This window comes from Micromonospora sp. NPDC023869 (assembly GCF_055559695.1).
Window position 1 is genome coordinate 552,618 of the sequence record NZ_JBVHKD010000003.1, and the last position, 14,504, is coordinate 567,121.

At 71.0% G+C, this 14,504-nt stretch carries 16 protein-coding genes; 9 read left to right on the forward strand and 7 right to left on the reverse strand.

The window, feature by feature from the left end:
• Window positions 1-142: 142 nt before the first annotated feature.
• Window positions 143-517 (forward strand): hypothetical protein, encoded by a 375-nt coding sequence (locus tag ACZ31C_RS13015; protein WP_465795426.1) that lies wholly within the window; start codon window positions 143-145, stop codon window positions 515-517.
• Here the strand turns inward: ACZ31C_RS13015 and ACZ31C_RS13020 are convergent.
• The 4 genes from ACZ31C_RS13020 to ACZ31C_RS13035 all read right to left on the reverse strand — a co-directional run bounded on the left by ACZ31C_RS13020 (window position 504) and on the right by ACZ31C_RS13035 (window position 3,354).
• Window positions 504-1,805 carry a WXG100-like domain-containing protein gene (locus tag ACZ31C_RS13020; RefSeq protein ID WP_465795427.1) on the reverse strand — a complete coding sequence of 434 codons (1,302 nt, stop codon included), beginning with the start codon at window positions 1,803-1,805 and terminating at the stop codon, window positions 504-506. The two genes, ACZ31C_RS13015 and ACZ31C_RS13020, sit on opposite strands and share 14 nt — an antisense overlap.
• Window positions 1,795-2,121 carry a type VII secretion target gene (locus tag ACZ31C_RS13025; protein WP_465795428.1) on the reverse strand — a complete coding sequence of 109 codons (327 nt, stop codon included), beginning with the start codon at window positions 2,119-2,121 and terminating at the stop codon, window positions 1,795-1,797. The genes ACZ31C_RS13020 and ACZ31C_RS13025 overlap by 11 nt, the downstream gene beginning before the upstream one ends.
• Window positions 2,108-2,509, reverse strand: a complete 402-nt coding sequence (locus ACZ31C_RS13030) for a YbaB/EbfC family nucleoid-associated protein (protein WP_465795429.1) — start codon at window positions 2,507-2,509, stop codon at window positions 2,108-2,110. Before ACZ31C_RS13030 ends, ACZ31C_RS13025 begins: the two co-directional genes overlap by 14 nt.
• A gap of 77 nt (window positions 2,510-2,586) precedes the next feature.
• On the reverse strand, window positions 2,587-3,354 hold the full coding sequence (locus tag ACZ31C_RS13035) for an SDR family oxidoreductase (protein WP_465795430.1): 768 nt from the start codon (window positions 3,352-3,354) through the stop codon (window positions 2,587-2,589).
• 161 nt (window positions 3,355-3,515) lie between these two features.
• Here ACZ31C_RS13035 and sigJ point away from each other — a divergent pair, with 161 nt between their 5' ends.
• Complete coding sequence (gene sigJ, locus ACZ31C_RS13040) at window positions 3,516-4,400, forward strand: RNA polymerase sigma factor SigJ (RefSeq protein ID WP_465795431.1); 885 nt, start codon at window positions 3,516-3,518, stop codon at window positions 4,398-4,400.
• Window positions 4,401-4,410: 10 nt separating this feature from the next.
• Here the strand turns inward: sigJ and ACZ31C_RS13045 are convergent, their stop codons facing one another.
• Window positions 4,411-5,034, reverse strand: coding sequence for a DUF6518 family protein (locus tag ACZ31C_RS13045; RefSeq protein WP_465795432.1), 624 nt, complete (start codon window positions 5,032-5,034; stop codon window positions 4,411-4,413).
• 64 nt (window positions 5,035-5,098) lie between these two features.
• Window positions 5,099-5,722 (reverse strand): CG0192-related protein, encoded by a 624-nt coding sequence (locus tag ACZ31C_RS13050; protein ID WP_465795433.1) that lies wholly within the window; start codon window positions 5,720-5,722, stop codon window positions 5,099-5,101.
• Between the two features lie 221 nt (window positions 5,723-5,943).
• Here ACZ31C_RS13050 and ACZ31C_RS13055 point away from each other — a divergent pair, with 221 nt between their 5' ends.
• The gene (locus ACZ31C_RS13055; protein ID WP_465795434.1) at window positions 5,944-7,578 is read left to right on the forward strand and encodes a serine/threonine-protein kinase; all 1,635 of its coding nucleotides are present in this window, start codon (window positions 5,944-5,946) and stop codon (window positions 7,576-7,578) included.
• Between the two features lie 105 nt (window positions 7,579-7,683).
• Here ACZ31C_RS13055 and ACZ31C_RS13060 read toward each other — a convergent pair whose 3' ends face one another.
• Complete coding sequence (locus tag ACZ31C_RS13060) at window positions 7,684-8,475, reverse strand: FadR/GntR family transcriptional regulator (protein ID WP_465795435.1); 792 nt, start codon at window positions 8,473-8,475, stop codon at window positions 7,684-7,686.
• A gap of 188 nt (window positions 8,476-8,663) precedes the next feature.
• Between ACZ31C_RS13060 and ACZ31C_RS13065 the strand changes: the two genes are divergently transcribed.
• The 6 genes from ACZ31C_RS13065 (at window position 8,664) to ACZ31C_RS13090 (ending at window position 14,481) form a co-directional block, all read left to right on the forward strand.
• Window positions 8,664-9,905 carry an ABC transporter substrate-binding protein gene (locus tag ACZ31C_RS13065; protein WP_396750599.1) on the forward strand — a complete coding sequence of 414 codons (1,242 nt, stop codon included), beginning with the start codon at window positions 8,664-8,666 and terminating at the stop codon, window positions 9,903-9,905.
• 70 nt (window positions 9,906-9,975) lie between these two features.
• Window positions 9,976-10,926: a carbohydrate ABC transporter permease gene (locus ACZ31C_RS13070; protein ID WP_350694482.1), complete on the forward strand. Its 951-nt coding sequence runs from the start codon at window positions 9,976-9,978 to the stop codon at window positions 10,924-10,926.
• Complete coding sequence (locus ACZ31C_RS13075; protein WP_350694480.1) at window positions 10,923-11,738, forward strand: carbohydrate ABC transporter permease; 816 nt, start codon at window positions 10,923-10,925, stop codon at window positions 11,736-11,738. Before ACZ31C_RS13070 ends, ACZ31C_RS13075 begins: the two co-directional genes overlap by 4 nt.
• Window positions 11,739-11,745: 7 nt before the next feature.
• A complete protein-coding gene (gene dgoD, locus ACZ31C_RS13080) occupies window positions 11,746-12,894 on the forward strand; it encodes a galactonate dehydratase (RefSeq protein ID WP_350694479.1) in 1,149 nt (382 codons plus the stop codon).
• A 2-nt stretch (window positions 12,895-12,896) separates the two neighbouring features.
• Entirely contained in the window at window positions 12,897-13,520 is a 624-nt protein-coding gene (locus tag ACZ31C_RS13085; protein ID WP_465795436.1) for a bifunctional 4-hydroxy-2-oxoglutarate aldolase/2-dehydro-3-deoxy-phosphogluconate aldolase, read from the forward strand.
• A gap of 1 nt (window position 13,521) precedes the next feature.
• Window positions 13,522-14,481: a sugar kinase gene (locus ACZ31C_RS13090; RefSeq protein ID WP_465795437.1), complete on the forward strand. Its 960-nt coding sequence runs from the start codon at window positions 13,522-13,524 to the stop codon at window positions 14,479-14,481.
• Window positions 14,482-14,504: the final 23 nt, after the last annotated feature.

Sequence of the window (14,504 nt, forward strand, 5' to 3'; positions counted from 1 at the left end):
CTTCGATGGTCACCCTTCACGGTGATGGCGGCTGACGAAAGGATTCCCAGAGGTCTCGGGCCTCGATATCCGGGGAGATCCCACCCGCGAAAACGCGATAGCCGATCTGGGAGTTCCACCCTGCGAGGAGTAGGTCGAGTCCTTGAAGCAGCAGTGCCGGCCACTGAATCTTCCCGGTCATCTCCTCGAACAGGTGCATGGCCTCATCGAGCTGGGCCTCGGGATCACGACCGGTGTACCCGACGTCCCAGACGAGGTGGTAACCATCGATCACGGATTCCTCGTCGGGATCCGTCAGTGGATATCCGTAGACATTGCGGTGGATTTCACCACCTATCCGACCGAGCCGTCCTCGGGACGCGGGCCTGCCCAAGAAGATGCGGCCACCGTCGTCGGTGGTCTGTTCGAGGTCGAGGAGGGTAGCGAGTGCGGCGGCCGCATCAGCGACCTCAAGGTCGGTCCGAAGGAAAATGTGTTCGAAGGTTGCCATGATCTGCCCGATCTCAGGGGAAAGTGATGACGCGGCCGTCGCCGAGGATCATGCGGACCTCAGCCGGCATCTGCTGCCCGTGAGCGCGAGCTTGTCCAGCAGCCCGACCGTAGCCCCGTCGTGCATCCTCCTCGGTCAGACCGACCTGCCGACCGTCCAACACCGCCACTCCGTCGGCTCCTGTCTGCTCGCCAGCCTCGATGATATTGCGACGGACACTGCCACTCCCGCTTCCGGCAAGTGTTTTGAACTCGGTGACCAATCCCGGGTCGAAAGGGTCCGCCCGCACCATGGCATCCGGGTTCTTGAGGTGGCGCACATCGTCAATGCGTTCCCGGGGATGAACCATGCTGCCGTCTTCGGCCAGACGGCCGGCGATCGACCGTTCTTTGTCCTCGAACAGTCCTTTGGGGTCGACAACTCCCGGCCGGAAATCGCTGCCGAGAGGGCCGTGATGCTGACCGGGGTCGAATGCCGTCGAACCGGGCTTCGGATCGTAAGCATGCATGCCACCCGGACCGGCTGGAGAGTTTGGCGAGCGCTGGTGCCCCAATCCGGTCCGAAGGCGGTCCAGGGCGCGCTTGAGGTGGTCGATGAGGTCGGCGAGGCGGCGGATGTGGGGGATGATCGCCCGGAGGCTGTTCAGCAGGCCGCGCAGCAGTTTCGCGATCCGGGCCGCCCAGGACGCGACAAGTGTGGTGACCTGCTCCACCACCAGCGGGGTGGCCAGTCCGGCGGTGGCGACGAGTTCGGCGGCGTACACGGTGAGGCGGGAGACGCAGGTGGCGATGGCGTCGCGGACCAGGAGCCGGACGGCGGCGACCAGGCCGGCGGTGCCCTCGGTGATGGCGGCCATCGTGTCGGCGCCCTGGGCCAGGCCGGTGACGGCCTGGTGTTGCTCGGCGGCCCAGGCGCGGTAGGCGTGCCCGGCGCTGCCGTCCCAGCCGGTCACCTGGGTGCGGACGGCGTCGGTGAGCCCGGTGGCCTCGGCGCGCAGCGACGCGGCGACGTTGCGCCAGGTCTGGGCGTGTGCGGTGATCTGCGCGGGGTCGCCGGCCAACCAGTCCAGTGCCTCGCTGAGCGGCTTGACGTGCTCGATGAGCCAGGCGACGCCGTACTGGAGGAGAGCGCCGACCGGGTCGGAGACGAAGGCGAGGGCGTCCAGGCCGGCGCTGACCACGCCGAGGCTGCCGTCGATCCAGCTTCCTTCGCGTACCCCCTTGGCGATGAGTTCGATGTCCTCGCAGATCCAGACGCCGGCCCAGGCGCTGGGCGTGACCGGCGTCGGGGCGGCGACGAGGGGGTTACCGGTCACGCCGGTCCCGCACCCGGTCGAGCCGGTGTCGGGCCCGTGCGTCGGCGGCCCGGTAGTGGTCGACGCCGGTGCGCAGGCGGGTGGCCGTGTCGCGGACCGAGGTGGTGGCGGTGCCGATCCCGTCGACCAACACCCGTTGCAGGCCGTCGAGCAGCGTGGGCATGATCGCGCAGAGCTGCCCGTACGCGCCGGTGTCGAGCCGGACCTGCTGCCCGGCGCGGCGGGCGGTGTCGAGGGTGTCGGCGTGCCGGTCGAGGCGCGTCGCGTGGGTGGTCAGGTCGTCCGGGTCGACCCGGAGCGGGTCATCGGTCGGCATCCGGGTGCCCTCGCCCGTCGCCCAGCCGCCGCCGGTAGGAGTCGACGACGGCCTGTCCCGCCGGGTCGTCGCCGCCGACTGTCTCGCGGGTCGTCGCGGCGACACGGCGCAGCAGGTCCGCGTGTGCGGCGCGGGTGGCGGCCACGATCAGGCGCGCGGTGTGGGCGGCGGGGTGCTGGCGTACGAGGTCGTCAAGCCGCAGGTCGACCAGGAGCCCGGCCGAGTCGACGGTCACGGTGACGGTGCGGTCCGGACTGTGCGCCGTGCCGGTGAGCGCCGCGACCCGGGCCGCCAGCGACTGGGCCCGCCGCGCCCGGTCGGCGACGGCGGACTCCCACTCGTCGAGGCGGCGCTGCGTGGCGTCCAAGGCCGCCTCGTCCGCCCACACGCGACCCTCCCCAAGGGACACCACCGCAGAACGCCGCCACGTTACCAACCGGTGGCGCTGCGTGCTGTCCCGCGTGGCTACCGGGCGGCGACGACCCGTTCGGCGAGGAACGCCTCCCAGGTCCGGGTACCGACGGTGGCGTCGCGCAGCGTCAGGTTCGCCCCGTCGCGGTAGGCGCGTCCCGCCTTTCCGGGCAGGCGGACCGGCAGGGTGAGCCGACGTTTCCCGCTGGCCCGCAGATAACCTCGGATCAGTTCGCCCGTGGTGTGCACCTGAGGGCCGACGATGTCGGGCACCAGACCCGCCGGGGTGCCCAGGGTCAGTTCGGCGAGTCGGTCGGCGACCTCGCGGCCGTCCACCGACTGCAACCGCAGGCCGGGCAGCGGGACCACCGGCAGGGCGGTCAGCTTCTGCGCCATGGTCAGCACCAGGTCGTGCAGTTGCGCGGCCCGCAGCACGGTCCAGGGTAGGCCGGAGCCGCCGATCGTCTCCTCGGCGTGCAGCTTGGTCCGCATCCAGGCGAGCGGGAGCCGGTCCGCGCCGACGACCGAGACGAGGACCAGATGCCGTACGTCCGCCTGCCGGGCGGCGTCGACCAGGGTACGGGCCAGCGTGTCGTCGCCCTGCTGGCCACCGGCCAGGTGCAGCACGGTGTCGACGCCGCGTACCGCCCTCTCCACGCCCTCGCCGGTCCGCAGGTCGGCGCGGACGTGCTCGATTCCGGGGACGCTGTGGCCACCTCGCCGGCTCAGCACGCGGACCGGCCGGCCGGCGTCGCGCAGCAGCGGGGTGACCAGGCGGCCCAGGGTGCCGGTACCGCCGGTGACCAGGATCGGTGGGTTCATCGTCTCTCCCTGCGTCGCGACCGCCCGTCGTGCGGTCGGCTACCGTTCGTGGCTTCACCGGGCTCGACCCCGCGCGGACGACGATGGTGACCGGGTGATCGGCGTCGTCACATCGGCGGGCTCGGCGGGGTCGAGTGGGTGGACCCGGAGGAGGGCGAACGATGATCGAGTCTGATCGGCTGGCCGCGCGGTTCGAGGAGCAGCGGCCGTACCTGCGGGCGGTGGCCTACCGGATGCTCGGCTCCCTGGGGGAGGCCGACGACGCGGTGCAGGAGGCGTGGTTGCGGCTGGCCCGTACGGACGCCGCCGCGCTGGACAACCTGCCCGCCTGGCTGACCACGGTGGTGGCGCGGGTCTGCCTGAACACCCTGCGGACCCGTCGGCGTCGCGGCGAGGAGCCGCTCGACGCCCGGGTGCCCGATCCGGTGGTCAGCCCGGAGGGCGCCGACGACCCGGAGCACGCCGCGGTGCTGGCCGACTCGGTGGGGCTGGCGCTGCTGGTGGTGCTCGACACGCTCGGCCCGGCCGAGCGGCTGGCGTTCGTCCTGCACGACATGTTCGCGGTGCCGTTCGACGAGATCGCCCCGATGATCGACCGGACGCCGACGGCCGCGCGTCAACTGGCCAGTCGGGCCCGTCGCCGGGTACGCGGGCAGTCGCCGTTGCCGGACACCGACCTCGCCCGTCAGCGCGAGGTGGTCGACGCGTTTCTGACCGCCGCCCGGGACGGCGACTTCGACGCCCTGGTCGCCGTGCTGCACCCGGAGGTGGTGCTGCGGTCGGACGGCGGTGCCGGTCGCGCCCGGTTCACCACCGTGATCAGGGGTGCCACCAGCGTCGCCGCCGAGGCCACGTCGTTCGGCCGGTTCTCGCCGTTCGCCCGGCCGGCGCTGGTCAACGGCACGGCCGGGGTGGTGGTGACCGCCGCCGGTCGACCGTTGTCGGTGATGGCCTTCACCGTCGTGGGCGGACGCATCGTCGAGATCGACGTGATCGCCGATCCGGAGCGCCTGGACGTGCTGGATCTCGCCGCGTTCACCGACTGACGCCGGGCGGTCAGCCGAAGCTCGCCAACCGGAAGGCCACGAACCCCACCAGCGCGAGCGGCACCGCCGTGGCCAGCGCGACCAGCCGCTGCCGGGCGGTACGGCCGACCAGGGCCACGACCAGGACGCCGAGTACCGCGTTGATCAGGGCGTTCCAGAGCGGTTCGATGCCGTAGCTCGGGTGGTTGATCCGTCGCGCCTGCACCAGCGCCTCGGCGAAGAGTACGGCGGCCGGCAGCGCCGTCCCGATCACCCGCCACCACCCCGATCCGCGTGCCCAGACACCGCCGACGCCGAAGATCACTCCGGCGAGTACGCCGAACGCCATCCAGATCAGCGAGGTGGTCGCCCACAACACGGCCCAGTCGTCGCCCTGGATGAGTGCCGCCGCGACGTAGTAACTGGGCACCGCGACGACGAGCCCGACGGCGGCGCCGACAGCCGCCCGGACCGGGCCGGAGCGGACCCAGAACCCGAAGGCGAACGCCGCCACCGCCCACACCGCGCTGGAGTTGCCCAGGTTGGCGAAGGGATACGGCACGTACTTGATCCACACGAAGTCGAGGAAGCCGAGCAGGAAGCCGCCGAGCACGGCGACGAGTGCCACGCGTCGGTGGTCGGGGGCGGGTCGCATGACGAGGGAGCATACCCGGTATGCAGCAGCCCGCCCCCGGGTGGGGAAGTGGTGCGGGCGCTGGTCAGCGCGGTGCGGCGTACGCCAGCGGCGCGCTGACGTCGTCCCAGGTGCCGATCAACGCGACCCCGGAGGCCGTCGCGCCCGCACCCGGGCGGCGGACCACGGTCAGCTCGACGCCGTCCGTGACGATCACGGCCAGATCGCCGTCCACGATCGACCGCACGGCACCGACCGGAGGCACCCCGGCCGCCGGAGCGTCGCTGGCGATCTCCATGTTCGGCGGGCGGACCTGCCGCCCGCCGTCCTCCTCGAAGTACTCCTCGGCCTGACCGGCGTCGGCGAGCACCGCGTCGGCGAGTGCGGCGGCGTACACCGGGTCGCCGCAGGCGTCGTAGACCCACCGCCGGCCCAGCGCCGAGTGCTCCATCGTGCCGACCAGCCAGTTCTCCGCGCCGGCCAGCGGCTCGCCGCGATAGGTGAGCGGCACCTGGTGCACCGGGCCGGTGCCGACGCGCACCAGCAGCGTCTCGATCCCGACCTCACCGGCCGGATCGTCGAAGCGGTACGCGCCCACGCGGACCACCTCGGCGTCGGCGTCCCCGCGATACCAGACGCGGCCGGGCAGCCACGTCGCCAACAGTTCCAGTTTGGTGGGGCGCAGTTCCGCCCGGTGCAGCAACGCCATGCCCGCATCGTACGGAGGCCCGCGCCGCTGATCGTGGCGGTGTGACTGCCCGCCACGCCGTCGCGCCCACAGCCACACCGCCACGATCAGGAGCCCCCACTCACCGTTGGTCGTTCCGCTCGGAAGTGGCGGTAGGGTGTCGAATCGACCTCCGAGTATCCGTAGGGGAAGATCATGCGCAGAACGGTTCCCGGGTCGGCCACGAACTGTGGAATGGGGACGTGAACCAGCCACTGCGCCCCGGTGACCCGGTGCGGCTCGGCGGGTACGACCTGCTCGGCCGGCTCGGTGAGGGCGGGATGGGTGAGGTGTTCCTGGCCCGGAACGAGCAGGGCCGGCAGGTGGCGATCAAGATGATCCGCCCGGATCTCTCCGACGACGGCGAGTTCCGGGCCCGGTTCCGCAGCGAGGTGAACCAGGCTCGTCTGGTGCCGCCGTTCTGCACCGCCGAGGTGCTGGACGCCGATCCGGATCACGATCCGCCGTACCTGGTGGTGGAGTACGTCGACGGGCCGAGCCTCGCCCAGGTGGTCCGGGCGCAGGGACCACTCGGTGCGGGCGCGCTGCACAGCATGGCCGTCGGGGTGGCGACGGCGCTGGCCGCGATCCACGGCGCAGGGGTGATCCACCGGGATCTCAAGCCGGCCAACGTCCTGGTCGCGTTGGGCGGCATCAAGGTCATCGACTTCGGTCTCGCCCGTGCCTTCGAGGCGACGAGTCAGCACACCCGGACGAACCACATGGTCGGCACCATCGCGTACATGGCACCGGAGCGGTTCGAGACCGGGCGGGACCGTACGGTCGGTCCGGCGGCGGACGTCTTCGCCTGGGGTGCGGTGGTCGCCTACGCGGCCACCGGGCGTACGCCGTTCGCGGCCGACTCGCCGGCCTCCACCGCGATGCGGATCCTCAGCCAGCCGCCGGACCTCACCGGCCTCGGCGGGCCGTTGCGCGGGTTGGTCGAGCGGGCGCTCGCAAAGGACCCGGCGGAACGTCCCACCGCCCGGGAACTGCTCGACGAACTGTTGACGACCGCACCGTCGTCGCGCGAGGCCGACCGCATGCTGGCCGCCGCGGCGTCGGCATCCGCCGTCTCGTCGGCATCCGCCGTCTCGTCGGTGTCGGCGGTGAACGACGGTGCAACGCCCGGCCGTGGGAGCGACGCCCCGGTGGCACCGAAGCCGGTGTTCGACGGTCGGGTGAGGAAGCGGCGGGGCCGGCTGGTCTTGGTCGCCACGGTGGTCGCGGCGACGCTGCTGGTGCCGGCCGTGCTGGTCGGCCCGCGTCTGGTGCGTGCCGTCCTCGGTGGTGCCGCGACCTCTCCCGGGCCGTCCGTCTCTAGGAGTCTGGACCCGGTGCCCGCCGGCTCGGGCAGGCCGAGGACGTCGTTGGATCCCGTAGAGGCCGCCCTGGGCATTCTCAACGGGCAGCGTCGGACCCTGCTGCATGTGGCGGAGATCGACCGCGACCTGTCGGTGGACGGCGACGGCAGGGTCCACGTCGGTGACGGCACAGGGCCGGAGGCCGTCTTCGTCCTTCAGCCGTTCGGCGTCGACTACATGATCAAATCCTTGAATCCCGAGATCGCCCACCGGCCCTGCCTCGGGGTGAAACGCCAGCCGAGCACGTCCTCCTCGCTGGTGGGCGCCGATTGTGTGGCGACCCAGGCGACCCTGTTCAGCATCAGGCCCCTCGAGGAGAGCAAGGACGATCAGGGGCGCCCCACCCACGTGCTGTACAACGAGGAGCACGGCTTCGTGCAGTGGAGCCGCAGCCGCAAGGTGATCTATGTGGAGTTCATCGGCGACGGCGAGGTCGACACCACGTTCAGCCTGGTCGACCGAGGGGCCGTCTGATCCGTCCGACCGGCCGGTCCGGACCGGTGGGGCGCGGTCGGCGTGGACATGCCGACCCGGGGTGGATCGGGTGGACCGCGCCGCCCCGGGTCGGTCCCGCTGCGGTCAGGCGGGCTCGGGCGTGGTGGTGAGCATCGGCTCGGGTTCGGGGGTGACCCCCTGCTCCCAGATCGAGGACATCTCCTCGAACGCGTGCTCCATGATCTGCACCATCGCCTCGCGCGCGGTCTCGCCGTCGTGGCGCTGGATCGACTGGGCGACGTCCGCGTGCAGTTGCAGTGCCTGCTCGTGGGGGTAGTGCGGCATCAGGTGGTAGTGGTGGCGTCCGATGAGGACCTCGGCGACCAGGTCCTGGAGCTTGACGAACATCTCGTTGCCGGAGGCGCGCAGCACCCGCTGGTGGAACTCGATGTCGAGGTCGAGGAAGCGCTTCTCGTCCCCGGCCTTGCCGGCGGCCCACAGCTTGGCGGCGAGGCCCACCAGGTCGCTGGCCTCGTCGTGGTCGACCCGGTGGGCGGCGAGCCAGGCGGCGTGCGGCTCCACCGCGGTCCGCAGCTCGGTGATCGACCGGATCTGGGCGATGCGGCCGACGGAGGCGAGTCGCCAGCGGATCACCTGGGGATCGAAGACGTTCCAGTGGTGGGCCGGACGGATCATGACACCGACCCGGCGGCGGGTCTCGATGAAGCCCATCGACGCCAGCACCCGGAGGACCTCCCGGATCACCGAGCGGGACACGGCGTAGCGGTCCACCAGGTCGTCGATGTTGAGCACCGCTCCGGAGGTCAGCTCACCGCCGCAGATGGCCGTACCGAGGTGGTCGAGGACACGGCCGTGCAGCCCGTTCTCGGTCCGGGTGGTTTGGGCGGGTGTCACCCCGGGTGAGGGAACCTTCACGGCTCGGATCATATCAGTTAGGTCTCCCCCTTGTATAAGTCTGCTTTTTCGGCCTAACATCCGGACGTTAAGCGGATGTAACAGCCCGAGGTCGCGCCCGTCCCCCCGAGGCGTCGGCCAGGACAGAAGGAGAGACGGACGTGGGACGTCGATCAATAGTTGGGACATCTCTGGCGGTCGTGGCCGCCATGACCCTCTCCGCCTGTGGCGGTGGTGGTGAGGACAGCGGCGCGTCGGACACCGTGCGCGTGACGCTGGTCAACCACGTCTGGACCGAGAACATCCGGAAGGCGCTGCCCGAGTTCGAGCAGCAGACCGGTCTCAAGGTCGAGGTCACCCAGCTCGGTGAGGACCAGCTGTCGGACCAGTACAACGTGAAGCTCAACGCGGGCTCGGACGACATCGACGTGATGATGTACCGGCCGCTGCAGGAAGGCCGGCTGTTCGCCAAGAACGGGTACCTGGCCGACCTGACCGACAAGGCCAAGGACAGCTCGGACTTCGACTTCGCCGACTTCCAGGACGCCCCGGTGAGCGCCACCACCTACGAGGAGAAGGTGGTGGGCATCCCGATCATCACCGAGCAGCAGGTGCTCTACTACCGCAAGGACTTGCTGGAGAAGTCCGGCTTCAGCGCCCCGCCGCAGACGCTCGACGAGCTCAAGGCGCAGGCGACCAAGATCCAGGCGGACAACCCGGGCGTGGCCGGCTTCGTGGCCCGGACCGGTAAGGCCGCCGCCGTCACCCAGTTCTCCAGCTTCCTCTACAGCTTCGGCGGCGACTTCGTCGACGAGGCCGGCAACTCCGCCGTCAACAGCGAGGCCGCCAAGCAGGCGTACGCCTTCTACGGCGGGCTGCTGCGCGAGCAGGGTCCGGCCAACATCAGCACCGACATGAGCTGGTCCGAGGCGATGGCCATCTTCACCCAGGGCCAGGCCGCCTTCTACCCGGAGGCCAACTCGCTCTACGCGAACGCCACCGACCCGAGCAAGTCGCGGGTCTCCGAGAACGTCGGGTTCGCGCCGTTCCCGGCCGGTCCGGCCGGCTCCAAGCCGTACAACATCCCCTCGTGGGGCCTGGCGATCAACGAGGCCTCGGGCAACCAGACCAACGCCTGGAAGTTCATCGAGTGGGCGGCCGGCAAGGAGCAGTCGCTGGAGCAGCAGAAGGCCGGCACCCCCGGCGCCCGCGCCTCCGTCTTCGAGAACCCGGAGGGCACCTCGACCTACCCGGAGGACATGGCGCAGGCGATCACCGTGAGCCTCGCCAACGGCGTGGGTCACGACCGGCCCGTGGTCGAGCGCGTGGCGCAGGCCCGGGAGATCGTCGGTCAGCCGATCGTTGACGCCATCACCGGTCGGGACGCCGCCGCCTCGGCGGACACCGCCCACGAGGCGTTCCAGAAGTTCCTGGACGACGAGGCCCGCTAGGTCCGAGCGCGGGGGTGGTGGGGCCGATCGCCCCGCCACCCCCGCCCGGCCTTCCCAACACGGAGATCTGATGTCAGCAGTCAGCGCCCCCGAGCGGGCGACCAGTAGCGCCTCTGTCATGCCCGACACGCCCGGGTGGGCGCGTTGGGCCAACGACCATCGCAAGTGGCTCTTCGCGGCCCCGGCCATGGCCTTCGTCGCCGCGCTGATCATCTTCCCGCTCGCCTGGACGGCGTACCTCAGCCTCACCGACTCCTCGGGGTCGGTCCGCGCCGAGTCGGAGTTCATCGGTTTCCGGAACTACGTCGACGTCCTCACCGACACCGACCGGTTCTGGCCCGCCGTGGCGCGTACCGGTGCCTTCACCGGCGTCGCGTTGCTCGTCGAGGTCGTGCTCGGCATGGCGATCGCCCTGCTGCTGTGGCGGCCGTTCCGGGGCGAGAAGTGGGTCCGCGTCGCCATCCTGCTGCCGCTGGTGGCCACCCCGGTCGCGGTCGGCATGATGTGGCGGCTCATCTTCGACCCGAACATCGGTCTGGCCAACCAGGCGCTCGGCTGGGTCGGCATCGGCCCGCAGCCGTGGCTCGCCGGTCAGCACACCGCGTTGCCCACCACGATCTTCATCGACATCTGGCAGTGGACGCCGATGGTCGTGCTGATCCTGCTCGCCGGGCTCACCTCGCTCTCCGACGAGCCGCAGGAAGCCGCGATGATCGACGGTGCCAGCGCCTGGCAGCGCTTCCGGCACGTCACCCTGCCGCTGCTGATGCCCACCGTGATCGTCGCGGTGCTGCTGCGCGGTATCGACGCGCTGAAGACCTTCGACATCCTGTACGCCACCAAGGGGCGCGGCGGCGGTTCGTTCAACGAGGTCGAGACGCTCAACGTGTACGCGTACGGCCTGAGCTTCGACTACAACGAGTACGGCCTGTCGTCGACCGTGTTGATCCTGTTCTTCCTGCTCATCATCGCCCTGATGTGGGTCCTCACCGCGCGCAAGAAGAAGGAGGAGGGCCGATGAAACCGGGTAAGGGTTTCAAGATCTTCCGGGTGGTCGCGCTGATCGTCGTGGTGCTGTCGCTGGTGGCGCCGCTGATCTGGATGGTCGCCGCGTCGTTCAAGACCAACGTCGACATCTACGACTCCAGCAAGGCCCTGGTCTTCACGCCCACGCTGGACAACTACAACACGGTCCTGCAGCAGGCCAACTACGTCCAGTTCATCGTCAACAGCCTCTGGGTGGCGTTCGCGGCGACGACGCTGTCGTTGCTGCTGGGCGTGCCGGCGGCGTACTCGATGAGCCGCTTCAACATGAAGAAGTCGGCGCTGGTCGTGCTGATGGCCCGGATCATCCCCGGCGTCTCGCTGCTGGTGCCGTGGTACTACGTCTTCTCGAACCTGCGCATGGTCGGCGGGTTCAGCGTGCTGATCCTGAGCCACATGTTCGTCTCGCTGCCACTCATCGTCTACATCATGATGGGCTACTTCGACGGCCTGCCGGAGGAGTTGGAGGAGGCCGCGCTGGTCGACGGGCTGACCCCGATCGGCGCGTTCCGGCGGATCACCCTGCCGCTGTCCGTCCCGGGCATCGCCACCGCCGGCATCCTGTCCTTCATCTTCTCCTGGAACAACTTCATGTTCGCGCTGGTGCTCTCCGGTGCGAGCACGAAGACCCTGCCGGTGGCGATCTTCGACTTCGTCGGGTACGCCAGCATCGACTGGGGCGGCCTGATGGCGGCGACCACGGTGGTCACCCTGCCGATCATGCTGATCGCCCTGTTCGTGCAGAAGTACGTGGTCTCCGGTCTCACCGCCGGTGCGACGAAGGGCTGACCCGATCATGACCACCATTGCCCGCGTCGAGACCTTCCTCGTCGCACCCCGCTGGCTGTTCGTCCGGGTGGAGACCACCGACGGCATCGTCGGCTGGGGCGAGGCCACCTGCGAGGGCCGCTCGGAGACCGTCCGCACCGCCGTCGAGCAGCTCTCCGAGCTGCTCGTCGGGCAGGACGCGCTGCGCATCGAGGACCACTGGCAGGTGATGACCAAGGGCTCCTTCTATCGCGGCGGGGCGATCCTGGCCAGCGCCGTCGCCGGCCTGGACCAGGCGCTGTGGGACATCGCCGGCAAGCGGTACGGTGCGCCCGTGCACCAGTTGCTCGGCGGACCCGTCCGGGACCGGATCCGGGTCTACGGCTGGGTCGGCGGTGACGAACCGAACGAGGTCCGGGACCACATCGCTGCCCGGGTCGAGTCCGGCCTGACCGCGGTCAAGATGAACGCGTCCGGGCGGATGAGCCCGCTCGCCTCCGTCGCCGAACTCGACGCGGTGGTGCAGCGCGTCGCCGCCGCCCGCGAGGTGCTCGGGGACGAGCGGGACGTGGCCGTGGACTTCCACGGCCGGTTCACCCTGGCCAACGCCCGCCGGGTCGCGCCGCTGCTGGAGCCGTTCCGGCCGCTGTTCCTGGAGGAGCCGGTGGTGCCGGAGAACTCCCACCTGATCGGCGAGTTCGTCCGCTCCACCAGCACGCCGGTCTCCACCGGGGAGCGGCTGTACAACCGGCAGGAGTTCCTGCCGGTGCTCCAGGCCGGTATCGCGGTCGCCCAGCCGGACCTGGCGCACGCCGGTGGCATCACCGAGGTACGCAAGATCGCCGCGCTGGCCGAGACGTTCGACGTGCAGCTCGCCCCGCACTGCCCGCTCGGGCCGATCGCGCTGGCCGCCTGCCTCCAGGTCGGCTTCGCCACGCCGAACTACCTGATCCAGGAGCAGAGCATCGGCATCCACTACAACCTCGGTGCCGAGGTGCTGGACTACTGCGTCGACCAGCAGCCGCTGACCTTCGTCGACGGGTACGTGCAGCGGCTCACCGCACCGGGGCTGGGCATCGAGATCGACGAGCAGGCGGTGCGGGCGGCCGACAAGCGCGGCCACGCGTGGCGCAGCCCGATGTTCCGGCACCCCGACGGCTCGTACGCGGAGTGGTGACCATGACCTTCGATCTCACCGCCGAACTCACCCGTTCCCGGGTGCTGGCCATCATCCGGGGCACCGACACCGCCGCCGCCATCGCCGCCGGCACCGCCCTGCTGGCCGAGGGCGTACGCGCGGTGGAGGTGGCGCTGACCACCCCGAATGCGCTCGATGCCATCGCGGCCATCCGGGCCGACGCCCCGGCCGACACGTTCGTCGGCGCCGGCACGGTGCTCACCGTGGCCGACGTGGCCGACGTGGCGGCGGCCGGCGCGCAGTTCGTGGTGACGCCGGCCGTGGTCGAGTCGATCGCCGAGGCGGCCCGGCGGGGCCTGCCGGTGGCGGCCGGCGCGCTGACCCCGACCGAGGCGTACACGGCGGTGCGGTCGGGGGCGAGCGTGGTCAAGCTCTTCCCGGCCTCGGTCGGCGGACCCGGGTACCTCAAGGCGCTCCGCGACCCGTTCCCGGACATCCCGTTCGTCGCGGTCGGCGGGGTCGGCCTGGCCGAGATGCCCGGCTACCTGGCGGTCGGCGCGATCGCCGTCGGCGTCGGCGGCCCGCTGGTGGGCGACGCCGCCTCCGGCGGCGACCTCGACGCCCTCCGCGACCGCGCCCGCCGCTACCTCGACGCGGTGCGTTGACATGGGCGAGCGGGGGCGGGATCTGCTCACCATCGGTGAGGCGCTGGTGTCGTTGCGGTCGTCCGGCCCGCTGGCGGCCGGCGGGCCGTTGACCATGCACCTGGCCGGTGCCGAGTCCAACGTGGCCATCGGGGTGGCGCGGCTCGGTCACCGGGCGGCCTGGGCCGGTCGGGTCAGCGACGACGAGCTGGGCGAGTTCGTGCTGCGGCAGTTGCGCGCCGAGGGCGTCGACACCACCGACGTACGGCGGGACCCGCAGCGCCCGCCCGGGGTGATGTTCCTGGAGCGGCGGACCGCCGACCTGTCCCGGGTGCGTTACCTCCGGGCCGGTTCGGCGGGCGCGGCGCTCGACGTCGACGACCTGCGTGCTCCGCTCGCCGCCGGGGCACGCCTGCTGCACCTGAGCGGGATCACCCCGGCCCTGTCCGAGGGCGCGCGGGCGGCGGCGAGCTGGGCGGTCCGCACCGCGGCCGAGTCCGACATCGCGGTCAGTCTGGACGTCAACTACCGGGCCGGGCTGTGGTCCCGGGAGGAGGCTCGGGCGACCCTGACCCCGCTGGCCGGGTACGCCTCGGTCGTGGTGGCCTCCACCGACGAGCTGGACCTGGTCGCCGAGGCCGGGGCCGACGAGCGCGACGCCGCCGCCGACCTGCTCCGGCGGGGCGTGTCGACGGTGCTGGTCAAGCTCGGCGCCGACGGCGTCCGCGCGTACACCGTGGACGGAGTGGAGCACGTGTCGGCGGTGCCGGTCACCGCCGTCGACACCGTCGGTGCGGGTGACGCGTTCACCGCCGGCTATCTTTCCGGGCATCTGGACGGGCTGGACCTGACCGACCGGCTCCGGCGCGCGGTGGCGCTCGGGGCGTTCGCGGTCGCCGGACACGGCGACTGGGAGGGCCTACCCCGCCGCGACGAGTTGTCCCTGATCACCGGCAGCGCCGCCGGCACCACCCTTCGCTGAGCATCACCTGCGAGAAAGGCACC